Genomic DNA, 22783 nt, shown 5'->3' on the forward strand with positions numbered 1-22783 from the left:
CCTGGGACAGCGGGCGCGCCGCCACGGCACTACTGCATTGCTGCGTTATTGCGTGACGCGGCCCGATGCGTTGACGATGGACAAATCCACGAATTTCGAGCCCGCCTGCGAGCCCGGACGATAGGTAACCCAGTAGCCGCCCAGATCGAAGGCGTCCAGGCCGCGCAGCGAAGCGGCCAGCTTCTCGCGCGTCAGCGGCTGGGTGCGGCGCATGGCCTCCACGATGACGCGGGCGTTCACATAGCCTTCCATCATGGCGTAGCTGACCGGCACGGTCAGCGACTTGCCGGCAGCGGTGGCCGCGTCCCTGAACTCCTTGTTCAGGCGCATGGTCACCTTGTAGGGACTGGGCACGACCTGGGCAATGGACAGGCCGCTCATGAACTCCACGGGCAGGCGCTTGGCCAGTTGCTCGATATCGGCTTCCGATGTCGCGTAGATCTGGGCCGTGCCGCCCGCCATGCGGTACGCCTCGACGAAGGCCGAGGTCACGGGGCTGGAGGCCACCACCATCACGGCCTGCGCCGAAGGCTGGGCCTTTTGCAACTGGGACACGGCCTTGTCCATGGCGCCCTTGCCCGTGCTCAGCGAGGCGCTGACCACCAGCTTGGCCTTGGAAGGCGCAATCGCCTTGTCCACAAGTTCAGCCACGGCCTTGGCATCCGGGCGCTCGTCATGCAGCAGGGCCAGGCGCGTGATGCCCACGGTGGCCAGGTGCGAGGCGATCTTGGCCATTTCCTCGGGCAGGTTGGCGCGCGTGCTGAAGATCTGGGGATGGCTCAGCACACGCGTGTCCGTGCTCTGGTAACCCACCAGGGAGATCTGGGACTGGTCGAGCAGCTTGCTGTCCAGCAGCGAAGCCATGTTGCGGTTGCCGAAATAGCCGGCCAGCACCACGGGTTTGGACTCGTCCAGCAGCTTGCGGGTCTTGTCCACGGTTTCATCGGGGTGGCCCACATCGTCCACCGTGACCAGTTGCACGGGCTGGCCCTGCACGCCGCCGGCCTTGTTGATCTGGTCGAAGTACAGGCGCATGCCCTGGGCATAGGCCCGGCCCTGCGTCGCGCCGGCTCCCGACATGGGTGCCACCTGCCCCACCACCCAGGCATTGGCCTCGGCGGCCAGCGCCATGGCGCCACAGACAAAGGCCACGGCCGTGCGGGCCAGGCGCAAGCGCATCATCTTCATTTCAATCTCCCTCTCGGTTCATGCCATTGCCAGCACCCGCTGGCGGCCAAAGCCGTTGTTGTAGTCGTTGCCGCGAACCATGACCAGCGGGCCATCCCGGCATCCGTGACGGAAAAAGAGGGGCCTTGTGCCCCTCATTTTTCAGCTTTGGTCGCTTACAGCGCCTGCACCAGCTCGGGCACGGCCTGGAACAGGTCGGCCTCCAGGCCGTAGTCGGCCACCGAGAAGATCGGTGCCTCGGGATCCTTGTTGATCGCCACGATCACCTTGGAGTCCTTCATGCCGGCCAAGTGCTGGATGGCGCCCGAGATGCCCAGGGCGATGTACAGCTGCGGAGCGACGATCTTGCCGGTCTGGCCGACCTGCAGGTCGTTGGGCGCATAGCCCGCATCCACCGCAGCGCGCGAAGCGCCGATGGCCGCGCCCAGCTTGTCGGCCAGGGGCGTGATGACTTCCTGGAACTTCTCGCTGCTGCCCAGCGCGCGGCCGCCGGAGACGATGATCTTGGCGGCCGTCAGCTCGGGGCGGTCGCTCTTGGTCACTTCACGGCCCACGAAGCTGCTCTTGCCGCTGTCGCCAGCGGCGGCCAGCTGCTCCACCTGGGCGCTGCCGCCCGTGGTGGCCGCTGCGTCAAAGCCCGTGCCGCGCACGGTGATGACCTTGATCTTGTCGCTGCTTTGCACCGTGGCAATGGCGTTGCCTGCGTAGATGGGGCGCTCGAACGTGTCGGCGCTGTCCACCTTGGTGATGTCGCTGATCTGGGCCACGTCCAGCTTGGCGGCCACGCGCGGCGCGGCGTTCTTGCCGCTGGCGGTGGCGGGGAACAGGATGTGGCTGTAGTTCGAAGCAATTGCCAGCACTTGCGCTGCAATGTTCTCTGCCAGGCCGTCCTTCAGGCTGGCGCCGTCGGCGTGGATGACCTTGGCAACGCCAGCGATCTGGGCAGCGGCCTGCGCAGCGGCGCCGGCATTCTCGCCCGCCACCAGCACATGCACGTCGCCGCCGCAGGCCAGGGCCGCAGTGACGGTGTTCAGCGTGGCGCTCTTGATGGAAGCGTTGTCGTGTTCTGCAATAACGAGGGATGTCATGTCTGCGAATTCCTTTAGATGACCTTGGCTTCGTTCTTGAGCTTGCTGACCAGGGTCGCCACATCGGGCACCTTCACGCCAGCGCCGCGCTTGGCGGGCTCGGCCACCTTGAGCGTCTTCAGGCGCGGGGCGACATCCACGCCCAGCTCTTCAGGCTTGACCGTGTCCAGCTGCTTTTTCTTGGCCTTCATGATGTTGGGCAGCGTGACGTAGCGCGGCTCGTTCAGGCGCAGGTCGGTGGTGATGACGGCCGGCAGGCTCAGGGCCAGGGTTTCCAGGCCGCCGTCCACTTCACGCGTGACATTCACCTTGTCGCCAGCGACTTCGACCTTGGAGGCGAAGGTGGCCTGGGGCAGGTCGGCCAGGGCCGCCAGCATCTGGCCGGTCTGGTTGGCATCGTCGTCGATGGCCTGCTTGCCCAGGATGATCAGGCCAGGCTGCTCCTTGTCCACCAGGGCCTTGAGCAGCTTGGCGACGGCCAGGGGCTGCAGTTCCTCGGTGGTCTCCACCAGGATGCCGCGGTCGGCACCGATGGCCATGGCCGTGCGCAGGGTTTCCTGGCACTGGGCCACGCCGCAGGAGACGGCGATGACTTCGGTGACCACGCCCTTTTCCTTGAGGCGAACGGCTTCTTCGACGGCGATTTCGTCAAAGGGGTTCATGCTCATCTTGACGTTGGCGATGTCCACGCCCGTGCCGTCCGACTTCACGCGGACCTTCACGTTGTAGTCCACCACGCGCTTGACCGGGACCAAAACCTTCATTGCAGCGGCTCCTGATTGATTGATAGATTGACGTTTACGTAAACCGAAATCATTGTATGCGGCGCTGCAGCAGCTGAGGCAGGTTTCCCTGACGGCCGAGGGCCGCATGCGCGCTCACAAAAAAGAACGATCGTGCCATTTTAAGCACGACCCTTGAGATTTCCTGCAGGGGAACAGCCTGAACTCAGGGTATGCACCTAGGAATAATCCTAGCTGCTTTTCTCTGCTGCCTGGGCCGCCACGCCCACGCGTTCGGTGATCTGTACCACCTGCCTGGGGACCGGCAGGCTCACGCCTGCGGCACGCAGGCCGCGCAGCACGGCGAGGTTGACCTCGGAGCGCACATTTCCCTGGCCATTTTGCGGGTCGTTGATGTAGTAGCTGAGACTGAACTGCAGGCCCTGCTCCACAAAGTCGACCAGAGCCACCGAAGGCGCGGGCGTCTTGAGCACGCGCGGCTGCGCGGCTGCGGCTTCGAGCAGGATGCCGCGCACCTGCTCCACATCGCTGTCCATGCCCACGACGATGTTGGTGGACAGGCCGAACTTGACGTCGAATCCGGTGAGGTTCTCCACACGCTGGGTGATCAGCGTCTCGTTGGGCACGATGGATTCGCGGCCGTTGAGCGCGCGGATGATGGTGTAGCGCGTGCGGATGTCGGTGATGCGGCCCTCGAAGCCGTCCACGCGCACGTTGTCGCCGATGCGCAGCGCACGCTCGATCAGCACCAGAAAGCCGCTGACGTAGTTGGAGGCGATCTTCTGCATGCCGAAACCCAGGCCCACGCCGATGGCGCCACCCATGACGGACAGCGCCGTCAGGTCCACGCCCACCATGGACAGCGAGACCAGCAGGCCCACCAGGATCAGCACGCTGCGCGTGATGTTCATGGCCACCTTGCGCATGGACAGGTCGCTGACCCACTGGTTGATGACCTTCTGCTCGAACAGCGTGGACAGCCAGAGCACGGCCACCATCATCAGCCCCGCCGACAGCGTGCCCTCGATCAGGTTGAGCAGGCTGACCGGCGTCTTGCCGATGTTGAACTGCAGGGCCTCCAGCTCCTCCATGACCTGCGGCAGCAGGCCGATGCTGTGCAGCACGGCCGCGCCCCAGGCCAGCCAGGAGAAGATGCGCTCGATCAGGCGCACCACGGTGGAGTGGGGGAAGGTCCGGCTGAGCACCCGCGCCACGAAGCGGATCACCGACAGGGACACCAGCAGCGACACGGCCACGCGCAACCAGAACACCGTGGAAAACCGCGCCAGGATCTCCTGGCTGGTGAAGACCAGCACCAGCGCCAGCAGCGGGAACAGTGCGCCATCGAGCGCATGGCGGCCAATCCATACGGAGGGCTTGCCATCGTTGAGATGGCCGTAGCGCGCATGCAGGCCGCGCATGGCGCCATAGGCCAGCAGCAGGCAGCCGATGAGAACGGAGAACTCCAGCCAGGCGCTGGAGCTTTGGAAGTCGTTGATGAGCTTGTCGAAGATATCCATGGATCAGGGCCGTTCCGCCGCAAGGGCGCAGGCCGCCATCATCGCGCAGATCCAGGACAGGCCAACCGGACCGGGGCCTACATGCAGGTCGGTCAGCGGCCCGTCTTCCAGGCCGGTTCGCGCTTGGCGGCGAAGGCCTGGGCGCCCTCCTGGGCGTCGACATCCATCATGTTGGCGGCCATGGTCTGGCCGGCCAGCTGGTAGGCGGCCTCGATGCCCATCTCGCGCTGGCGGTAGACCAGGGCCTTGCCCATGGCCACGGCCGCGCGGGGCTTGCTGACGATGGACTGCACGAAGTGCTCCACCGCATCGTCCAGCGCCTCCTCGGCCACCACGCGGTTGACCAGGCCCTGGTCCAGCGCCTGCTGCGCGTCGATGAAGTCACCCGTGAGCAGCATCTCCATGGCCTGCTTGGCCGGCACATTGCGCACCAAGGGCACGCTGGGCGTGGCACAGAACAGGCCATAGTGGATGCCACTGGTGGCAAAGCGTGCCGCCTGCGCAGCAACGGCCAGATCGCACTGGGCCACGAGCTGGCAGCCCGCCGCCGTGGCAATGCCGTGCACGCGCGCGATCACGGGCACGGGCAGCCGGTGGATGGACAGCATCATGCGGCTGCACTGCGCGAACAGCTTCTGGTAGTAGTCCAGCTGCGGATGGGCCGCCATGTCCTTGAGATTGTGTCCGGCGCAAAAGGCCTTGCCGGCTGCAGCCAGCACGACCACGCGCACCGACTCGTCACGCGCCACATCGTCCAGCGCCTGCTGCAGCTGCGTGAGCATCTGCTCGCCCAGGGCATTGAAGCGCTGCGGATCGTTGAGCGTGAGCCGCACGACGCCGCGCGCGTCGCGCTGCACGTCGAGCAGGGGGCTGGCTTCAGAAGGATGGGTGCTCGCGTTCATGGTGCTCCAGATCGGGTTCAAAGGTCGGCCAGCACGCGCACGTGCGCTTCCACGCTGCGCGCAAGCGGCCCCATCACGTAGCCGCCTTCCAAGCAGGAGACGATGCGCCCCTTGGAAAAGCGCCGCGCAATGTCCTTGATGCGCGAGGTGATCCAGGTGAAGTCCTGCTCGGTCATGCCCAGCTGGCCCATGTCGTCCTCGCGGTGGGCGTCGAAGCCGGCGCTGATGAAGATCAGCTCGGGCTTGAAGGCCTCCAGTCGCGGGATCCACATCATCTCGACGATCTCGCGGATGTCCATGCCCTTGGTATAGGCGGCCACCGGCACGTTGACCATGTTGGCGGCCGGGTGCTGGTCGCCGCTGAAGGGATAGAAGGGGTGCTGGAAGATGCCGCACATGAGCACGCGGTCGTCGCCGGAGAGGATGTCCTCCGTGCCATTGCCGTGGTGCACGTCGAAATCGATCACGGCCACGCGCTTGAGGTGGTGGCGGCTGAGCGCGTACTTCACGCCCACGGCCACGTTGTTGAAGAAGCAAAAGCCCATGGCCTGGTGGCGGGTGGCATGGTGGCCGGGAGGGCGCACGGCGCAAAAGGCGTTCTCCAGCTCGCCGGCCATCACCGCATCGGTGGCCGCCAGCGCGGCACCGGCCGCATGCAGCGCGGCCGAGAAGGTGTGGCTGTTGATGGAGGTATCGGTGTCGATCTGGGAGTACTCGGGGCCGCCGGCCTGCTGCTCCTCGATGAGGCGCTGGGTCAGGCCCTGCAGCGCGGCCACATGCATGCGGTCATGGGCCAGTTCGATGTCGGCCAGCGAGGCCTGGGGGGCCTCGTGCCGCTCCAGCGCATCGGCCACGCCGGTCACCAGCAGCCGGTCCTCGATGGCGTCCAGCCGGGCCGGGCACTCTGGGTGCCCCGGCCCCATCTCATGCCGCCAGCACTCCCTATGGGTGAAATAACCCGTCTTGCCCACAGTGATGTCTCCGCGATGTTTTTTTTAGGATAACGTCGCGCCATGCAAGCTACACACAAGATCAAGGCGCTTCTGGATCAGCTTAACACGGTGGTTGTAGGGAAGCCGGCTCAAGTCCGCGACAGCGTGGCCTGCCTGCTGGCCGGGGGACACCTGCTGCTGGAAGACGTTCCCGGCGTGGGCAAGACCACGCTGGCCCATGCGCTGGCGCACAGCTTCGGGCTGCAGTTCTCGCGCGTGCAGTTCACGGCCGACCTCATGCCCAGCGACCTCACCGGCGTGTCCATCTATGAGCGCAGCAGCGAGTCCTTCGTCTTCCATCCAGGTCCCGTTTTCGCCCAGGTACTGCTGGCCGACGAGATCAACCGCGCCAGCCCCAAGACACAGAGCGCCCTGCTCGAAGCCATGGAAGAGCGCCAGGTCTCGTCCGAAGGCCGCACGCACCGCCTGCCCGAGCCCTTCTTCGTGATCGCCACGCAGAACCCGCAGGAACAGCTGGGCACCTTCCCGCTGCCCGAAAGCCAGCTGGACCGCTTTCTGATGCGCATCAGCCTGGGCTATCCCGACCGCGCGGCCGAGCGCTCCCTGCTGTCCGGCAATGGCCGGCGCGCCCAGGCCGATGCACTGCTCCCGCTGCTGGCCACGGACGAGCTGCAGCAGTTGCAGGCCGCCGTGCTGCAGGTCCATGCCAGCGATGCCTTGCTCGACTATGTGCAGGACCTGCTGGAGGCGACGCGCTCGGGCCAGTGGTTCGTGCAGGGCCTGTCGCCTCGCGCGGGCATTGCGCTGCTGCGCGCGGCCAGGGCGGTGGCCCTGATGGAGGGGCGTGACTACGTGGCGCCCGACGATGTGCAGGCCATCCTGCCGCAGACGGCCGCCCACCGCCTGGTGCCCATAGGCTCCAGCGGCCGGGGTGCCGTGGAGCAGGTGCGCGCCATGCTGGACGCCGTGGCGCTGCGCTGATGCCGGCCGCTCCCGCGTCCTCGCCCGGCGCCGCCCAGCCGGGGGCATCGCTGCGCCAGCGCTGGTCTCCTGCGCGGCGCGTGCGCCAGTGGTGGCATGCCCGCCTGCCGCGCACCGACAGCCTCAGGCTGACCCAGCGCAATGTCTACATCATGCCCTCGCGCGCAGGCTGGGCCCTGGCGCTGACGCTGTGCGTGCTGCTGATGGCAGCCATCAACTACCAGCTCAACCTGGGCTACCTGCTGACCTTTTTGCTGGCCGGAAGCGCGGCTGCGGGCATGGTGGTCGGCCACGGCAACCTGCGCGGCCTGGCAATGCACCTGGTGCCGCCGGCCGGCAGCTTTGCCGGCCAGCCCTGCCGCTTCGACGTGGTGCTGCACAACAGCCGCCGCAGCACGCGCTGGGGCATAGGCCTGGCCGTGCAGGGCGATGTCCCGGCCACCGACTGGACCTGGATCGATGTACCGGCACAGGGCAGCACCACGGCACAGCTGGCCTTCACACCGCTGCGCCGGGGACGGCAGCCACTGCCCACGATCACGGCGGCCACCCGCTATCCGCTGGGCACCTTCCGCGTCTGGGCGCTGTGGCGCGCACAGACGCAGGCCTGGATCTACCCGGCGCCCGAGCACAATCCGCCACCCCTGCCACCGGCCAGCGCCGATGCCGGCGGCCGCAGCGCGGCCGCCACGCGGCACGGCGACGAGTTCGACGGTGTGCGGGCCTACCGCCGCGGCGATCCGCTCAAGCTGGTGGTCTGGAAAAAGGCTGCACAGGCCTTTGCCACGGGCAGCAACCAGCTGGTGAGCCGCGACCGCCCGCTGTCCCAGCAGCACCGTCTGTGGCTGGATGCCAAAGCCACCGGCCTGGCCGACCCCGAGGCCCGCCTCAGCCGCCTGACCGCCTGGGTGCTGGCCGCGCGCCAGCAGGACCTGACCTGGGGCCTGCGCCTGCCCGACGGCCGCGAGATCGCCCCCGACCAGGGCCCGGCCCATGCCACGCTCTGCCTGGAAGCCCTGGCGGCCTGCCCATGAATCGCACGTCCATGCCCTCCTCCTTCCAAGCCATTGCGCAGCCCGCGGCCACCTGGCGCCAGCGCTTGGCCGCCCTGCCCCGCGATGCGCGCGACACCCTGTTCCTGCTGGCCGTGGTGGCCTGGGTGCTGATGCCCCAGGCCGCCCACACGCCCTGGTGGACCATGGTCTTCGTGGCCGGCCTGCTGCTGTGGCGCGCCCTGCTGGCCTGGCGCGGCCAGCCCCTGCCCGGCCGCTGGCTGCTGGGCGGACTGCTGCTGCTGGCCCTGGGCGCCACCTGGGTCTCGCACGGCACCTTTGTCGGGCGCGATGCGGGCGTGACGCTGATCGTGCTGCTGCTGGCGCTCAAGACACTGGAGCTGCGCGCCCGGCGCGACGCCATGGTGGTGTTCTTCCTGGGCTTCTTCGCGCTGCTGGCCAACTTCTTCTACTCGCAGTCCCTGCTGCTGGCCCTGGCCATGGTGCTGGGCCTGCTGGGCCTGCTCACGGCCCTGGTCAATGCCCACATGACCGCCGGCCGGCCGCCGCTGACCCAGGCGCTGCGCACGGCGGCCCTGCTGGCGCTGTGGGGCACGCCGGTGATGGTGGCGCTGTTCCTGTTCTTTCCGCGCATGGCCCCGCTGTGGGGCGTGCCGGGCAACGACCTGGCCGGCCGCAGCGGCCTGTCGGAGAACATGCGCGTGGGCTCCATGGCCTCGCTGGTGCTGGACGAAAACGTGGCCCTGCGCCTGCGTTTCGATACGCCCGATGGTGCTCCTCCGCCTGCCAACACCCTGTATTTCCGGGGACCCGTTCTGTCTCGCTTTGACGGACAGGAATGGCAGATGGACACGGAGGCCGTTCTGGAGGACGCGCAGCTGCGCGTCTCGGGCGAAGGCGTGCGCTACCAGATGACCATAGAGCCCAGCCGCCGCCCCTGGCTGACCATGCTTGACGCCACGCCCCAGCCCCCCGAACTGCCCCCGGGCATGGGCACCGCCCGCATGACGCCCCAGCTGCAATGGCTGACCTGGCGCCCCATCACCGACGTGGTGCGCATCAGCGCCCAAAGCCATGTGCAGTTCAGCTACGGCCCGCTCAAGCCCACGCGCGGCCTGCGCCGCTACACCCAGCTGCCCGAAGGCAGCAACCCGCGCACGCTGGAGCTGGCCCGGCAGATGCGCGCCGACCCGCAACTGGCCGATGCCGCGCCCCGTGCCTGGGTGCAGGCCGCGCTGGCGCGCCTGCGCACGGGCGGCTACACCTACACACTGGAGCCCGGCGTGGTGGATAGCGTGCACACGGCCGATGACTTCTGGTTCGACAGCAAAGAGGGCTTTTGCGAGCACATCGCCTCCGCCTTCGCCGTGCTGATGCGCGGCATGGGCGTGCCTGCCCGCATCGTCACCGGCTACCAGGGTGGCGAGCGCAACCCGGTCGACGGCTACTGGACCGTGCGCAACGCCGACGCCCATGCCTGGACCGAGGTGTGGCTGGAGGATGAGGGCTGGGTTCGCATCGACCCCACTGGCGCCGTGGCCCCGTCGCGCGTGGGCGAGTTCCAGCGCCTGCGCGCACCGCAGGGCGCCATCGCCGGAGCCATGGGCAACTTCGTGGGCGTGGGCATGCTGCAGCAGATGCGCGCCGTGTGGGAGGCCGTCAACAACGGCTGGAACCAGTGGGTGCTCAACTACACGCAAAGCCGCCAGCTGGACCTGCTCAAGAACCTGGGCGTGCAATCGCCCTCGTGGGTGGACATGCTGCGCCTGCTGGGCGCGCTGGCCGGCGTGGCTGCGCTGGCGTGGCTGGCCTGGATGGCCCGCGCCCAGCGCACCAGCCGCGACGAATGGCTGCGCCTCATGGACAGGACCCGCGCCCGGCTGCGGCGCATCGGCCTGGACGCCGACACCAGCCTGCCCCCTCGTGCGCTGGCAGCCCAGGTCATGGACCGCTGGGGCCAGGACGATGCCAAGGCGGCCCAGGCCCTTCACGACTGGCTCCTGGGAATGGAGCGCCAGCGCTACGCACGGCCATCCCCATCCTCATCCGCACCCGACACCCCCGGCCTGCCCGCCCTGCGACGCCAATGGCGGGCGCTGGACTGGCCACGCAATCCGCAGCCACGGCCACAAGCCGCCGCTGCCGGCCCCACGACAAGCACACCATGACCAAGCAACGACTGATCCCCTGCGCCCTGCTGCTGCTCGCGGCCGCGGCCGTGCCCTGCGGCGCGCTGGCCGGCAAGCCGGCAGCCAGCCCTGCCGCCCAAGCCACGGCCAAAACCTCGGCTAAAACCACGACCAAGTCCACGGCCAAACCTTCCACGAAAAAGCGCACGGCCGCTGCTGCCGCCGCCACGGCCGCTGGCGGCGCCGCCGTGGCAAGGACCGTGCAGGGCAGCACGCCCTACGGCGAACGGCCTGAAGCCATGCAGATGGCCGCCGACATTGCGATGCGCCACGACCTGCCGGTGGACTGGGTGCGCGAGACCATCGCCCAGGCCCGCTTTCTGCCCCAGGTGCCGCGCCTGATGACGCCGGCCGTCCAGGGCACGGCCAAGAACTGGGGCGTCTACCGCAGCCGCTTTGTCGAGCCCGTGCGCATACGCGCCGGAACCCGTTTCTGGCAGGCCAATGCCGCCGCGCTGGCGCGTGCCGAAAAGCAGTACGGCGTGCCGGCCGAAATCATCGTCGGCATCATCGGCGTGGAGACCATCTACGGCCAGCAGATGGGCAATTTCCGCGTGATCGACGCCCTGGCCACGCTGAGCTTCGACTTCCCCGCAGCCCACCCCCGCGCGCAGGCACGCACCGAGTACTTCCGCGGCGAGCTGGAGCAGTTCCTGCGCTTCACGCACCGCGCCACAACGGACCCGTTCTCGCTGCGCGGCAGCTACGCGGGCGCCATGGGCATGGGCCAGTTCATGCCCAGCAGCTGGGTGAAGTGGGCCGTGGACTTTGACGGCGACGACCGCATCGACCTGTTCGGCAGCGCGGCCGATGCCATCGGCTCGGTGGCCAACTACTTTGTCGCGCATGGCTGGAAAAGCGGCATGCCCACCCACTACCCGGTGATCATGCAGGCCCAGGGCGCCGACCTGGCCGCCCTGCTGGCGCCCGACATCCTTCCCCAGTTCACGGCCGACGAGATGGCCGCACGCGGCGTGCAGTTGCCTGGCGACGGCGCCGCGCACCCGGGGCCGCTGGCCCTGGTCAAGCTGGAAAACGGCGCGCAGGGCCAGCCGCTGTACATCGCGGGCACGGAGAACTTCTATGCCATCACGCGCTACAACTGGTCCAGCTACTACGCGCTGTCCGTGATCGAGCTGGGCCAGGAAGTCGCGGCAGCCATGGGCCGCTGATCCAGTCCATCCAAACCGTCGAGGTGGTCAGGGCCGGCGCATGCGGCACATCGCAGGCTGCTCGGCACGCGCGGCCTCGATCTCTCGCACCACGCGGAAGCCGTAGCCCGAGCCCTCCACATCGAAGGGCACGCCGGGCGCGCCCTGCCTGTCCATGACGCCGACCACCAGCGCCTGCTGGAACTGGTGGTCGGCCGCGCGCATGCGGCCCCTGCGTCCGGCCAGGGTCACGTCCGCGCTTTCCAGCGCCTGCGCCACGGCAACGGTGTCCGTGCTGCCCGCGCGCGCCATGGACTGGGCCAGGGCCTCGATCATCAGCTGCATGCGCATGTGCACATAGTCATCGGCAGGCCTGGGAAAGCGCTCGCGGAATGACTTGTAGAAAGCCTGGCTGTCGGGGCCCGGCACGTTGGGCAGCCAGTCGGCCACGGCCAGCACCTTGCCCACGCCGGCCTCGCCCAGGGCAGCGGGCGCGCCCAGCGCATTGCCATAGAAGGTGTAGAAGCGGCCGTCAAAACCCGCCTCCCGCGCGGCCTTGACCAGCAGCATCAGATCGTTGCCCCAGTTGCCCGTGATCACGGCCTGGGCGCCGCTGGCCTTGATCTTGGCCGCATAGGGCGCAAAGTCCTTGACGCGCCCCACGGGATGCAGCTCGTCGCCCACGATGGCCACATCGGGCCGCTGCGCGGCCAGCTGGCGCCTTGCCTCGCGCAGCACGGCCTGGCCAAAGCTGTAGTCCTGCCCGATCAGGTAGGCGTTGCGCACGGCCCCGTCCTCGCGCAGCACCTGCATCAGCGCGGCCATGCGCATGTCGGCATGGGCGTCGAAGCGAAAGTGCCAGAAGCTGCAGCGCTCGTTGGTGAGCGCGGGATCGACGGCCGAGTAGTTCAGGTACAGCACGCGCCGGGCCGGATCGCGCTCGTTGTGCTTGGCAATGGCGTCGACCAGCACGGCGGCCACGGCCGATGAATTGCCCTGCATGACCACGCGCGCGCCGCCGTCGATGGCTGCGCGCAGCGCAGACAGCGCCTCCTCGTTCTGGCCCTTGCTGTCATGGCGTTCGATGGCCAGGGGCCGGGCGCCGCCCTGCGCGGCCGGCAGCAGCACACCGCCGCGCGCGTTCACGCGCTCGGCGGCCCACAGCAGGTTGCGGAACACGGCCTCGCCCGTGTTGGCAAAGGGGCCGGACAGGCTTTCGATCAGCGCCAGCCGTATCGGCTCGCCGCGCGGCGGCGACACGGGCCGGTCGTGTCCGCTTGACGCCCGGGCCAGCAGCGCGGGCGCCGCAAATAGCGCCATGGCGCCGCTTTTCAAGACCTTGCGGCGCAATTTATTCATGGCTTTTTCCTCTTGAAATGCGTTCAACACCGCTTAACTAGGCTCCATGCGGCGACAACTTCGATGAAGCCGCGCAGTTTATAGGAGCCAACCCACCATGATCTTCACGCCTGTTCTCCGCCGCAACGCCTTCGCTCCCCAAGCCGCCGATCTGGCCCTGCAGCGCTTCTTGCAAGGCACCCTGGGCAACGCGGCCCCTTCGCTCTCGTCGGTGCAGGTTCAGCGCGATGAAAAGGCCACGACCTTGCAGCTGGATGTGCCCGGCCTGTCCCGCGAGCAGCTGCAGCTGAGCATCGAAGGCGCCGTGGTCCGTCTGTCCAGCGTCGAGGGCGCGCCCCGCCAGGTGCAGCGTGCCTGGGAGCTGGACCATGAAATCGACACGGCCGCCAGCAGCGCCAAGCTGGAAAACGGCGTGCTCACGCTGTCCCTGGCCCGCCTGGAACCCCAGAGCAAGGCCACCATGCTGAGCATCCAGTAAGTCCGGTCACGGTCAGCGCGTTTGTGCACCCGGGCTGTCAACCATCCTTTCTTCCATCCTCTTGGCAAGGTGGCAGCCCGTTTCCAGAGCCCGGCCCGCGCCGGGCTTTTTTTGCGCCCGCCGTGCAGGCCGGGCACGCGGCCCCGGACCATCAGGCCAGCGAATCGAGCGGCCAGCGCGGCTTGACGTCGAACGCGTAGTGCCTGTTCGCCATTTCGCGGCCTGCCTGCAGGCGCATGGCGGCGGCCATGGCGATCATGGCGCCGTTGTCGGTGCACAGGTGCAGCTCGGGGTAGTGCACGCGCAGCTTGCGCTTGGCGCAGGCCGCATCCAGCTGGGCGCGCAGCAGACGGTTGGCGCCCACGCCGCCGGCCACGACCACGCGCTTCATGCCGGTCTGCTGCAGCGCCGCCAGCGTCTTCTTGACCAGCACCTCGACGATGGCCGCCTGCGTGCTGGCGGCCAGGTCGGCCTTGCGCGCCTCAAGGTCATCGCCCAGCTTCTTCGCCTGGGTCAGCACGGCCGTCTTCAGGCCGGCGAACGAGAAGTCCAGGTCGCCCGAATGCAGCAGCGGCCGGGGCAGCTTGAAGGCCTGCGCGTCCCCGCCCTCGGCCAGGCGCGAGAGCACGGGGCCGCCCGGATAGGGCAGGCCCATGAGCTTGGCCGATTTGTCGAAGGCCTCGCCGGCCGCGTCGTCGATGGTCTCGCCCAGGATGGCGTAGCTGCCCACGCCGTCCACGCGCATCAGCTGCGTGTGGCCGCCCGAGACCAGCAGGGCCACGAAGGGGAATTCGGGGGGATCGGCGCTCAGGAAGGGCGACAGCAGATGGCCTTCCAGGTGGTGCACGCCCAGCACGGGCTTGTCCAGCGCCGCAGCCATGGCGCAGGCCACGCCCGCGCCCACCAGCAGCGCGCCGGCCAGGCCGGGGCCGCGCGTGAAGGCGATCACATCGACCTGGTCCAGCGTGCGGCCGGACTCGCCCAGCACGCTTTCGGTCAGCGGCAGCACGCGGCGGATGTGGTCGCGGCTGGCCAGCTCCGGCACCACGCCGCCATAGGCGCGGTGCATGTCGATCTGGCTGTGCAGCGCATGGGACAGCAGCCTGGGCACGCCCGTGCCATCGGGGGCCTCGACCAGGGCCACGCCGGTTTCATCGCAGGAGGATTCGATCCCCAGAATCAGCAAACTCATGGGACTGAAGTGTAGAACCTGCGGGCGCGGCGCACGGCCGCCCGCGTCAATGGCCCCTGGCCGGCGGGCAGTTGCGGGGCCGGCGGGCCGCTAAAGGTTGTCCAGGTATGACGAGCGCGAGAACTGCACGGGCTCGATGCCGTCGGAGGTCCAGATTTCGCTGGCGATCAACGCCTGGGCGTTCATGGGGCGAGCGAAGTAAAAGCCCTGCAGCTCGTCGCAGCCCAGCGTCTGAAGCACTTCGCGCTGCTGCTGGTCGGTCACGCCTTCGGCCACCACGCGCAGCTCCAGCGCATGGGCCAGGCGCACGATGGCATCGACCACGGCCCGCGCGTCGCTCTTGATGGCCACGTCCCGCACGAAGCTGCGGTCGATCTTGACCTCGTCGGCGCCCAGCTGGCGCAGCAGGGCCAGGCTGGAGTAGCCGGTGCCGAAGTCGTCGATGGAAATCTGCACGCCCATGCCCGTCAACTCGGCAATCACGGCCATGGTGGTCTTGTCGTCCTCCATGGCCACGGACTCGGTGATCTCGAAGACCAACTGCTCGGGCCGAATGCGGTGCCGCTCGATCGCTTCGCCGATGTACTGCGCCAGCCGCGTCTGAAAGAGCTGATAGCCCGAGATATTGATGGAGACGCGCATGAAGCGCCGCTGGCGCGTCCACTGGGCAGTCTGGCGGCAGGCCTCGTCGATGACCCAGTCGCCGATCTCGCTGATCAGGCCGAAGCGCTCGGCCAGCGGAATGAACACGCGGGGGCTGATGAGGCCGAATCGGGGATGGTTCCATCGAACCAGCGCCTCCACGCTGCGGATGCGGCCCGTGCGGGCATCGATCTTGGGCTGGTAGAACAGCACCAGCTGCTGGCTTGCGACGGCGCGGCGCAGGGCTTGCTGCAGGTCGAACTGCACGGCCACATCCTTGCGCATGCTTTCCTTGAAGATGGCGCAGGAATTCCCGCCGGCGCGCTTGGCCGTGTACATGGCGAGGTCGGCCGCCGCCATGAGCTTTTCCTTCTGGCCATGATCGGGATAGATGGCCACGCCGACGGAGCTGCCGATGGAGATGGACTTTCCCGGCAGATCGAAGGGCTGACCCAAAACCTTCTGCACCCGGCCGGCCATGGCCACGGCATCGTCCTCCGATGCCAGGCAGCCCAGCAGCAGCACGAACTCATCGCCCCCCACGCGCGCCAGCGTGTCCGACTTGCGCGTCATACGGTTCAGGCGCACGGCCACCTGGCACAGCAGCGCGTCACCTGCGGCATGGCCCTCCACGTCGTTGATGGGCTTGAATCCGTCCAGATCGATGTACAGCAGGCCCACGCGCACCGGCCCGCCGGGCCCTGGCTGCTCCACCGAGCTGTCGGCGCGCGCAATCGCCCGGCCAAGCCGGTACTCGAGCAGCGCCCGGTTGGCCGTGCCGGTCAGCGGGTCCCTGAAGGCGATGCGCTTGAGCTTCACATTGGCGCGCAGCAGCTTTTCATTGGTCTGCTGCAGCGATTGCGTCAGGCGCTGAGCCTTCTCGCGCAGGCGCACATGGACCACCAGCGAAACCAGCAGGAATATCAGAACGGGAATGGCGCCCCACAGGCCGAAAGCGCTCCACCCCGCGGCCCAGCTTCCCTGGCCATCGGATGGCGCCGATGCGGCCAGAACCTCGCCCCCCGCCAGTGCCCGGCACTGCGCCAGACCCAGCAGCAGCGCAGCCAGGGACGGGCCACGCCGGCGCACAGCAGTCCGCCCCAACACCGCCTGGGTCATGAACCGCCAGCGCACGGGGGACATCCGATCTTCTCGTGATATTGCAAGCTCATGCTGATTCAGCCTCGCTGCCGCATTGCGCAGCCCGATCTTGTGGATGGCTATGCCATGGGTGTCGTGTGTGCCGGAAAGCCGGGCTTTTTCCTGCAGGGCGCCCGGCAAATATTCGACACATTCACGCGTCCAAATTTGTATCGACGATTTCAAAACGTTAGAAAAATTCTATCAAACCCTGCGCCTTGCTTCTACTTCTACTTTTGCGCCACGGCAGGCCCGGCATGGGAATTGCATCAACGCAGGCAGACAGGACCCGTCCCCCATGAAAACCGCTCTCAACTTTCTTGTGGCCGCGCGCCAGTGCGAAATCGGCGAGCTGGAGCAACTGCAGCGCACCAGCGCACTGGTGGATCTGCTCAGCCGCCTCATCCATGCGCTGCAAAAGGAGCGCGGCCTGTCCAACGTCTTTCTGGCCAGCGCGGGCGCGCATGGCGGCGAGGCACGGCTGGCGCAGATGGCCGAGTGCGACCGGATTGCCGCGGCGGCGCTTGACGGCTTCGACCGGCTGGACATGCAGCCCGGCCAAACAGACTCCACGGGGCACCCCGGCCATGGCGCGCGGCTGTTCAGCCGCATCGCCCATGTGCTGCAGTGCCTGGACGCCCTGCCTGCGCTGCGCGAGCGCGTCGCCAGCCACGACCTGTCGCCGGAGGCGGCCACCGCCATCTACATCGAGCTGGTGGCAGGCCTGCTGGCGGTGGTGTTCGAGGCGGCCGACAGCGCACCCGAGCCCGGCATCTCGCGCCTGCTGGTGGCCTTGTTCAACTTCATGCAGGGCAAGGAATTCGCGGGCCAGGAGCGTGCCACGGGCGTGGCCGCCTTTGGTGCGGGCGTCAGCGATGCGCCGCGCCAGCAGCACTGGCTGCACCTGATCGCCTCGCAGGAGCGCTGCTTTCAGGTCTTTGCGGAGTTCGCGCCGCCCCATTCCCTGGCCCTGTGGCAAGAAAGCAGCGCGGCCGATGCCACGCTGGCCGTGATCGAACGCCTGCGCCGCGTGGGCTGCACGGCCGCGCCGGGCACTCCCCTGGCGCCGGAGATGGCCGAGCCCTGGTTCGACAGCTGCTCGCGGCGCATGGATGCGCTGCACACCGTCGAGGCCCGCCTGACGGCCGAGCTGCAGCAGCAGTGCCAGCGCTGCATTGTCGATGCGCGCGCCGCCCTGCAGACGCTGCTGCAGGCGCCGCAGGCAATGGAGATCACGCCCGTCTCCGCCACGCTGGCGCTGGGCGGGCTGCAGCCCCCGGCCGCGCGTCTGGGCCCGCAGCTGGACCGATCCGTGATGGACCTGGTGCAGGACCAGTCCCAGCGGCTGCAGGCCATGCAGGCCGAGCTGGAGACCGTGCGCGCCACGCTGACGGAACGCAAGCTGCTGGAGCGCGCCAAGGGCCTGTTGATGACACGGCGCCAGCTCAGCGAAGGCGAGGCCCACAAGCTGCTGCGCCAGACCGCCATGAACCAGAACCGCCGCCTGGCCGAAGTGGCGCAGGCCGTCCTTTCCATGGCCGATCTGCTGCCGCCCGCCCCATGAACCCGTGCCGCTGCGCGCCATGTTGCAGCGCAGCACCGACTTGGTGCAGTGCTGCGGCAAGTCGCGCACCAGAAGGTGGCCCGGCGCGGACGGCAAGGCAGGTGGAGTGCATGGTCCCCCTTGAGCGCCGCCTGGCACGGTTTCTGCATTGACTCTGGCAAATCCCGGCCAAAGGCGGCCGGGAACCCGGTCTTGATTCAGGGCCCCAGGACAACGGCGTCACTCTCCCCGCGCAGCGCGGCCGGAGAGGACGCCGTTTTGCTTGGGACATGCCGGTTTGCAAGTGTTCCATTCCCGACGATCGAAGGAGTTCCGCCATGGCGTCCACGCCCCAGCCCACCACAGGCCCTCTCACCTCCGGCCCGGCACTGCCCCGGCGCGATTTTCTGCGCCAGGCCGGCACGCTGGCAGGCGGCGCGGTGCTCTACACCCAGCTGGGCCACCACGGCGCCTGGGCGGCCGGCTCGGATGCGCCCGAGAAAAAGGAAGTGCGCATCGGCTTCATTCCGCTGACCGATTGCGCCAGCGTGGTCATGGCCTCGGTGCTGGGGATCGACCAGAAGTACGGTGTCAGGATCATTCCCTCCAAGGAAGCGAGCTGGGCCAGCGTGCGCGACAAGCTGGCCAATGGCGAACTGGACTTTGCCCATGTGCTGTACGGCCTGGTCTACGGCATGCACCTGGGCGTGGGCGGCGCCAGGAAAGACATGGCCGTGCTGATGACGCTCAACCACAACGGCCAAGCCATCACGCTGTCCAAGAAGCTGGCCGACAAGGGCGCCGTCAACGGCGCAGGCCTGGCCAAGCTGATGGCCAGCGAAAAGCGCGAATACACCTTTGCCCAGACCTTTCCCACGGGCACGCATGCCATGTGGCTGTACTACTGGCTGGCGGCCAACGGCATCCACCCGCTCAAGGATGCCAAGGTCATCACCGTGCCGCCGCCGCAGATGGTGGCCAACATGCGCGTGGGCAACATGGACGGCTTTTGCGTGGGCGAGCCCTGGAACCACCGCGCCATCATGGACGGCATCGGCGTCACGGCCACCACCTCCCAGGCCATCTGGCAGGACCATCCCGAGAAGGTGCTGGGCACCACGGCCGAATTTGCCCGCCAGAACCCCAATACGGCACGCGCCGTGACGGCCGCCATCATCGAGGCCGGCCGCTGGATCGACGAGAGCCTGGCCAACAAGACCCGCATGGCCGACACCATTGCCGGCAAGGCCTATGTGAACACCGGCGTGGACGCCATCAACCAGCGCATCCTGGGCCGCTACCAGGACGGCATGGGCAAGACCTGGGACGACCCCCACCACATGAAGTTCTATGGCGACGGCAGCGTGGGCTATCCCTATCTGTCCGACGGCATGTGGTTCCTCACCCAGCACAAGCGCTGGGGCCTGCTCAAGGAGCACCCCGACTACCTGGGCGTGGCCCGCTCCATCAACCGCCTGGACATCTACCAGCAGGCCGCCACCGCCGCCAAGGCCCCGCTGCCCAAGGGCGAGATGCGCAGCAGCAAGCTGATGGACGGCACGGTCTGGGACGGCAAGGACCCGCGCAAGTACGCGGACAGCTTCGCCATCAAGGCCTGAGAGATCCCCTTTGACGACCCATCCCACCGAGGAACACACCATGGTCAGCGCCGTCTTCCACTTCCCGGCAGAGTCCTCCACCGCCGCCGCCCCGCCTGCGCCGGCTTCCCCCACCGCTGCATCCCCGGTCCCGGCCATGCAGGCTGCACCGGCAACGCCCAGGACTCCCACCCCTGCGCGCGACTGGGCGGCGCTGTCGCGCGCCTTCTGGCTGGCCGTGCTGCCGCCGCTGTGCGGCCTCGGCCTGCTCGTGGGCGTGTGGTCCCTGGTGGCCGCAGGCTCGGGCCAGAGCATTCCGGGGCCCCTGGCGACCTGGCAGCAGGCGGTGGAGATTTTCAGCGACCCGTTCTACCGCAACGGCCCCAATGACCAGGGCGTGGGCTGGAACGTGCTCGCTTCGCTGCAGCGCGTGGCCGTGGGCTTCGGCCTGGCGGCCCTGGTCGGCATTCCGGCCGGCTTCGTGATCGGGCGCTTCAACTTCCTGTCGCGCATGTTCAACCCGCTGATCAGCCTGCTGCGCCCGGTGTCGCCGCTGGCCTGGCTGCCCATAGGCCTGCTGGTCTTCAAGGGCGCCAACCCGGCGGCCATCTGGACCATCTTCATCTGCTCGATCTGGCCCATGCTCATCAACACCGCCGTGGGCGTGCAGCGCGTGCCCCAGGACTACATGAACGTGGCGCGCGTGCTCAACCTCAGCGAGTGGAAGATCGCCACCACCATCCTGTTCCCGGCCGTGCTGCCCTACATGCTGACCGGCGTGCGCCTGGCCGTGGGCACGGCCTGGCTGGTCATCGTCGCGGCCGAGATGCTCACCGGCGGCGTGGGCATCGGCTTCTGGGTCTGGGACGAGTGGAACAACCTCAACGTCAAGAACATCATCATCGCGATCTTCGTGATCGGCATCGTGGGCCTGCTGCTGGAGATGGCCCTGGTCAAGCTGGCAACGGCATTTACGTTCGAAGAGGTGAAGGCATGAATGCATCGTCCAAGTTCATCGAGATCCAGGGCGTGGAGCAGAGCTTCAAGACCGCCAAGGGCCTGTTTCCGGCGCTGCGCAATATCGACCTGACCATTGCGCGGGGCGAGTTCGTCTCGCTGATCGGCCACTCGGGCTGCGGCAAGTCCACCCTGCTGAACCTGATCGCGGGCCTGACCACGCCCACCACGGGCGTGCTGCTGTGCGCCAACAAGGAGATCAAGGGCCCGGGACCCGAGCGCGCCGTGGTCTTCCAGAACCACTCGCTGCTGCCCTGGCTGACCTGCGAGGGCAACATCCACCTGGCCGTGGAGCGCGTCTATGGCCGCACGGAAAGCCGCGCCCAGCTCAAGGCCCGCACCCTGGCCGCGCTGGAACTGGTGGGCCTGGCCCATGCCGCGCACAAGCGGCCCGGCGAGATATCGGGCGGCATGAAGCAGCGCGTGGGCATTGCGCGCGCGCTGTCGATGGAGCCGCAGGTGCTGCTGATGGACGAGCCCTTCGGTGCGCTCGATGCGCTCACGCGCGCCAAGCTGCAGGACGAGCTGCTGGAGATCGTGGCGCGCACGCAAAGCACCGTGGTCATGGTCACGCACGATGTGGACGAGGCCGTGCTGCTGTCCGACAAGATCGTGATGATGACCAACGGCCCGGCCGCCACCATCGGCGAGGTGCTGCAGGTCGGCCTGGCCCGCCCGCGCAACCGCGTGGCGCTGGCCGAGGACGACCTCTACCGCCAGTGCCGCAAGGCCGTGATCGATTTCCTCTACACCCGCCAGGGGCATGTGGAAAAGGCGGCCTGAACCTTCGCAGGTCCTGCCGCCTTCGAGACCCTGCCCATGGCGGGCAGGCCGAGCCCCGGCTCAGTGCCGGCCCGAGATGTAGTGCTCCAGCTGCTCGATGATGAACTTCTGCTCGGAGATGATGTCCTTGACCAGGTCTCCGATGGAGATCAGGCCCAGCAGCTTGCCGCCTTCGTCCACCACGGGCAGGTGGCGCAGCCGGTTCTCGGTCATCACCGCCATGCACTCCTGCGTGGTCTGGGTGGGGCCGACGAACAGCACGTCGCGCGTCATCACGTCGCGCACCAGGGTGGCGCCGGAGGTGCGCCCCAGCAGCGCGATCTTGCGCGCGTAGTCGCGCTCGGTGACGATGCCGGCGATCTCGCTGCCCTCCATCACGAGCAGGGCGCCAATGCCCTTGTCGGCCATGAGCCGCAGCGCGTCGAGCACGGAATCGGTAGGCGCGATGCTGTACACCGCGCTGGTGGCCTTGGACTTGAGAATGTCTGCAACTGCTGTCATGGGTGCCTTTCAGTCGTTCGCCAATTCGGTTCTAGTGTCATCCGAACTGCGCCCAAAAAGCAACAGGGCCAGCGCGTGTATGCACACGCACCGGCCCTGCCCGATTCAGTGAATGCGGCCCTTTAGCGGCGGCCGCCCAGCAGGCTGCCACCAATCTTCATCAGATCGCTGAGACCTACCTGGCCGTCGCCATCCTGATCGAGCAGGCTTCCCAGCAAACCACCACCCAGGCCGCCCTGCTGCTGCGCCTGCGCATGCTCGCGGCCCAGCACCTGGCCCAGGCCGCCGGCATCCATGCCGCCTGCGCTCACGCGCTGTGCAAGAAAGGACATGACGATGGGGGCCAGCAGCTGCAGCAGCTGGGCCGCGCCGCCGCTGCCCAGGCCCGTGGCCTGGCCCAGTCCGTCCTGCGCGCGCTGCTGGTTGCCGCCCAGGATATGGCCCAGGATGGCTGCGCCGTCGAGCCCGCCGCCCGCATTGCCGCCTGCGCCTGCGCCGCCGCCCAGCAGCGAGCCCAGCAGGCCTCCCAGATCCAGCCCGCCGGCGCCACCGCTGGCCGCGCCGTGGTCGCGCTGCAGCGCGCCGAAGAGATTGGCCGCGCCCTGCGGATCGGCCGCATTGCGGCCCAGCGAGCCCAGCAGCACGGGAAGGGCCGCGCCCACGGCACTTTCGGTCTGAGCGGGGCTGGCGCCGATCTGGTCTGCCATCTGCTGCATGGGCGCGCCCTGCAGTTGGGCCATCAGTTCGGCGGCCAGGGAAGAGCTGGAGTTCATGGTCGTTCCTTCATCCGGTCGCCCGGTCA

The 22783-nt window shown here is 68.0% G+C and carries 20 protein-coding genes; 9 read left to right on the forward strand and 11 right to left on the reverse strand.

All coding sequences use genetic code 11. The annotated features are described in order from the left end of the window. Window positions 1-45: 45 nt before the first annotated feature. The 6 genes from ACF8ML_RS26485 to ACF8ML_RS26510 form a co-directional block, all read right to left on the reverse strand. Complete coding sequence (locus ACF8ML_RS26485; RefSeq protein ID WP_016450177.1) at window positions 46-1188, reverse strand: ABC transporter substrate-binding protein; 1143 nt, start codon at window positions 1186-1188, stop codon at window positions 46-48. Between the two features lie 155 nt (window positions 1189-1343). Beyond that, complete coding sequence (locus ACF8ML_RS26490) at window positions 1344-2276, reverse strand: electron transfer flavoprotein subunit alpha/FixB family protein (protein ID WP_070080554.1); 933 nt, start codon at window positions 2274-2276, stop codon at window positions 1344-1346. 14 nt (window positions 2277-2290) lie between these two features. Beyond that, window positions 2291-3040: an electron transfer flavoprotein subunit beta/FixA family protein gene (locus ACF8ML_RS26495; RefSeq protein ID WP_046239651.1), complete on the reverse strand. Its 750-nt coding sequence runs from the start codon at window positions 3038-3040 to the stop codon at window positions 2291-2293. 209 nt (window positions 3041-3249) lie between these two features. Next, a complete protein-coding gene (locus ACF8ML_RS26500; RefSeq protein WP_016449703.1) occupies window positions 3250-4539 on the reverse strand; it encodes a mechanosensitive ion channel family protein in 1290 nt (429 codons plus the stop codon). Between the two features lie 92 nt (window positions 4540-4631). Continuing rightward, on the reverse strand, window positions 4632-5441 hold the full coding sequence (locus ACF8ML_RS26505; RefSeq protein WP_392408392.1) for an enoyl-CoA hydratase: 810 nt from the start codon (window positions 5439-5441) through the stop codon (window positions 4632-4634). 17 nt (window positions 5442-5458) lie between these two features. Next, window positions 5459-6364, reverse strand: a complete 906-nt coding sequence (locus tag ACF8ML_RS26510) for a histone deacetylase family protein (RefSeq protein ID WP_017406772.1) — start codon at window positions 6362-6364, stop codon at window positions 5459-5461. A 90-nt stretch (window positions 6365-6454) separates the two neighbouring features. Between ACF8ML_RS26510 and ACF8ML_RS26515 the strand changes: the two genes are divergently transcribed. Genes ACF8ML_RS26515 through mltB form a run of 4 tightly spaced genes read left to right on the forward strand, consistent with a single transcriptional unit; the run spans window position 6455 to window position 11749 of the window. Beyond that, window positions 6455-7375, forward strand: coding sequence for a MoxR family ATPase (locus ACF8ML_RS26515; protein WP_016449706.1), 921 nt, complete (start codon window positions 6455-6457; stop codon window positions 7373-7375). Continuing rightward, window positions 7375-8409 carry a DUF58 domain-containing protein gene (locus tag ACF8ML_RS26520; RefSeq protein ID WP_392408393.1) on the forward strand — a complete coding sequence of 345 codons (1035 nt, stop codon included), beginning with the start codon at window positions 7375-7377 and terminating at the stop codon, window positions 8407-8409. Before ACF8ML_RS26515 ends, ACF8ML_RS26520 begins: the two co-directional genes overlap by 1 nt. Then, window positions 8406-10556, forward strand: coding sequence for a transglutaminaseTgpA domain-containing protein (locus tag ACF8ML_RS26525; protein WP_392408394.1), 2151 nt, complete (start codon window positions 8406-8408; stop codon window positions 10554-10556). The genes ACF8ML_RS26520 and ACF8ML_RS26525 overlap by 4 nt, the downstream gene beginning before the upstream one ends. Continuing rightward, entirely contained in the window at window positions 10553-11749 is a 1197-nt protein-coding gene (gene mltB / locus ACF8ML_RS26530; protein WP_392408395.1) for a lytic murein transglycosylase B, read from the forward strand. Before ACF8ML_RS26525 ends, mltB begins: the two co-directional genes overlap by 4 nt. 27 nt (window positions 11750-11776) lie before the next feature. Here the strand turns inward: mltB and ACF8ML_RS26535 are convergent, their stop codons facing one another. Beyond that, window positions 11777-13087, reverse strand: coding sequence for a branched-chain amino acid ABC transporter substrate-binding protein (locus tag ACF8ML_RS26535; protein ID WP_392408396.1), 1311 nt, complete (start codon window positions 13085-13087; stop codon window positions 11777-11779). A 97-nt stretch (window positions 13088-13184) separates the two neighbouring features. Between ACF8ML_RS26535 and ACF8ML_RS26540 the strand changes: the two genes are divergently transcribed. Then, on the forward strand, window positions 13185-13565 hold the full coding sequence (locus tag ACF8ML_RS26540) for an Hsp20/alpha crystallin family protein (protein ID WP_016449711.1): 381 nt from the start codon (window positions 13185-13187) through the stop codon (window positions 13563-13565). A 151-nt stretch (window positions 13566-13716) separates the two neighbouring features. On the opposite strand, the gene tsaD is transcribed toward ACF8ML_RS26540, so the two are convergent. Further along, the gene (gene tsaD, locus ACF8ML_RS26545; protein WP_016449712.1) at window positions 13717-14757 is read right to left on the reverse strand and encodes a tRNA (adenosine(37)-N6)-threonylcarbamoyltransferase complex transferase subunit TsaD; all 1041 of its coding nucleotides are present in this window, start codon (window positions 14755-14757) and stop codon (window positions 13717-13719) included. 90 nt (window positions 14758-14847) lie between these two features. Continuing rightward, a complete protein-coding gene (locus ACF8ML_RS26550) occupies window positions 14848-16542 on the reverse strand; it encodes a putative bifunctional diguanylate cyclase/phosphodiesterase (RefSeq protein ID WP_374005725.1) in 1695 nt (564 codons plus the stop codon). A 295-nt stretch (window positions 16543-16837) separates the two neighbouring features. Here ACF8ML_RS26550 and ACF8ML_RS26555 point away from each other — a divergent pair, with 295 nt between their 5' ends. The 4 genes from ACF8ML_RS26555 to ACF8ML_RS26570 all read left to right on the forward strand — a co-directional run bounded on the left by ACF8ML_RS26555 (window position 16838) and on the right by ACF8ML_RS26570 (window position 21480). After that, window positions 16838-18103 carry a nitrate regulatory protein gene (locus ACF8ML_RS26555; RefSeq protein WP_017407366.1) on the forward strand — a complete coding sequence of 422 codons (1266 nt, stop codon included), beginning with the start codon at window positions 16838-16840 and terminating at the stop codon, window positions 18101-18103. 317 nt (window positions 18104-18420) lie between these two features. After that, window positions 18421-19701 (forward strand): CmpA/NrtA family ABC transporter substrate-binding protein, encoded by a 1281-nt coding sequence (locus ACF8ML_RS26560; RefSeq protein ID WP_392408397.1) that lies wholly within the window; start codon window positions 18421-18423, stop codon window positions 19699-19701. A gap of 40 nt (window positions 19702-19741) precedes the next feature. Further along, the gene (ntrB, locus tag ACF8ML_RS26565; RefSeq protein ID WP_151020788.1) at window positions 19742-20677 is read left to right on the forward strand and encodes a nitrate ABC transporter permease; all 936 of its coding nucleotides are present in this window, start codon (window positions 19742-19744) and stop codon (window positions 20675-20677) included. Continuing rightward, complete coding sequence (locus tag ACF8ML_RS26570) at window positions 20674-21480, forward strand: ABC transporter ATP-binding protein (RefSeq protein WP_017407363.1); 807 nt, start codon at window positions 20674-20676, stop codon at window positions 21478-21480. The genes ntrB and ACF8ML_RS26570 overlap by 4 nt, the downstream gene beginning before the upstream one ends. A gap of 60 nt (window positions 21481-21540) precedes the next feature. On the opposite strand, the gene ACF8ML_RS26575 is transcribed toward ACF8ML_RS26570, so the two are convergent. Further along, a complete protein-coding gene (locus tag ACF8ML_RS26575) occupies window positions 21541-21981 on the reverse strand; it encodes a CBS domain-containing protein (RefSeq protein WP_016449718.1) in 441 nt (146 codons plus the stop codon). A 122-nt stretch (window positions 21982-22103) separates the two neighbouring features. Continuing rightward, window positions 22104-22754, reverse strand: a complete 651-nt coding sequence (locus ACF8ML_RS26580; protein ID WP_016449719.1) for a DUF937 domain-containing protein — start codon at window positions 22752-22754, stop codon at window positions 22104-22106. Between the last annotated feature and the right edge of the window lie 29 nt (window positions 22755-22783).

Origin of the sequence: Delftia sp. WSY_10 (assembly GCF_043104705.1) — a bacterium.
Taxonomy (GTDB): domain Bacteria; phylum Pseudomonadota; class Gammaproteobacteria; order Burkholderiales; family Burkholderiaceae_C; genus Comamonas; species Comamonas tsuruhatensis.

What these genes read in the sequence shown, in the direction of transcription:
- ACF8ML_RS26485 (WP_016450177.1), bottom strand. Translation starts at nt 1,188, where the DNA reads ATGAAGATGATGCGCTTGCGCCTGGCCCGCACGGCCGTGGCCTTTGTC.
- ACF8ML_RS26490 (WP_070080554.1), bottom strand. Translation starts at nt 2,276, where the DNA reads ATGACATCCCTCGTTATTGCAGAACACGACAACGCTTCCATCAAGAGC.
- ACF8ML_RS26495 (WP_046239651.1), bottom strand. Translation starts at nt 3,040, where the DNA reads ATGAAGGTTTTGGTCCCGGTCAAGCGCGTGGTGGACTACAACGTGAAG.
- ACF8ML_RS26500 (WP_016449703.1), bottom strand. Translation starts at nt 4,539, where the DNA reads ATGGATATCTTCGACAAGCTCATCAACGACTTCCAAAGCTCCAGCGCC.
- ACF8ML_RS26505 (WP_392408392.1), bottom strand. Translation starts at nt 5,441, where the DNA reads ATGAACGCGAGCACCCATCCTTCTGAAGCCAGCCCCCTGCTCGACGTG.
- ACF8ML_RS26510 (WP_017406772.1), bottom strand. Translation starts at nt 6,364, where the DNA reads ATGGGGCCGGGGCACCCAGAGTGCCCGGCCCGGCTGGACGCCATCGAG.
- ACF8ML_RS26515 (WP_016449706.1), top strand. Translation starts at nt 6,455, where the DNA reads ATGCAAGCTACACACAAGATCAAGGCGCTTCTGGATCAGCTTAACACG.
- ACF8ML_RS26520 (WP_392408393.1), top strand. Translation starts at nt 7,375, where the DNA reads ATGCCGGCCGCTCCCGCGTCCTCGCCCGGCGCCGCCCAGCCGGGGGCA.
- ACF8ML_RS26525 (WP_392408394.1), top strand. Translation starts at nt 8,406, where the DNA reads ATGAATCGCACGTCCATGCCCTCCTCCTTCCAAGCCATTGCGCAGCCC.
- mltB (WP_392408395.1), top strand. Translation starts at nt 10,553, where the DNA reads ATGACCAAGCAACGACTGATCCCCTGCGCCCTGCTGCTGCTCGCGGCC.
- ACF8ML_RS26535 (WP_392408396.1), bottom strand. Translation starts at nt 13,087, where the DNA reads ATGAATAAATTGCGCCGCAAGGTCTTGAAAAGCGGCGCCATGGCGCTA.
- ACF8ML_RS26540 (WP_016449711.1), top strand. Translation starts at nt 13,185, where the DNA reads ATGATCTTCACGCCTGTTCTCCGCCGCAACGCCTTCGCTCCCCAAGCC.
- tsaD (WP_016449712.1), bottom strand. Translation starts at nt 14,757, where the DNA reads ATGAGTTTGCTGATTCTGGGGATCGAATCCTCCTGCGATGAAACCGGC.
- ACF8ML_RS26550 (WP_374005725.1), bottom strand. Translation starts at nt 16,542, where the DNA reads ATGTCCCCCGTGCGCTGGCGGTTCATGACCCAGGCGGTGTTGGGGCGG.
- ACF8ML_RS26555 (WP_017407366.1), top strand. Translation starts at nt 16,838, where the DNA reads ATGAAAACCGCTCTCAACTTTCTTGTGGCCGCGCGCCAGTGCGAAATC.
- ACF8ML_RS26560 (WP_392408397.1), top strand. Translation starts at nt 18,421, where the DNA reads ATGGCGTCCACGCCCCAGCCCACCACAGGCCCTCTCACCTCCGGCCCG.
- ntrB (WP_151020788.1), top strand. Translation starts at nt 19,742, where the DNA reads ATGGTCAGCGCCGTCTTCCACTTCCCGGCAGAGTCCTCCACCGCCGCC.
- ACF8ML_RS26570 (WP_017407363.1), top strand. Translation starts at nt 20,674, where the DNA reads ATGAATGCATCGTCCAAGTTCATCGAGATCCAGGGCGTGGAGCAGAGC.
- ACF8ML_RS26575 (WP_016449718.1), bottom strand. Translation starts at nt 21,981, where the DNA reads ATGACAGCAGTTGCAGACATTCTCAAGTCCAAGGCCACCAGCGCGGTG.
- ACF8ML_RS26580 (WP_016449719.1), bottom strand. Translation starts at nt 22,754, where the DNA reads ATGAACTCCAGCTCTTCCCTGGCCGCCGAACTGATGGCCCAACTGCAG.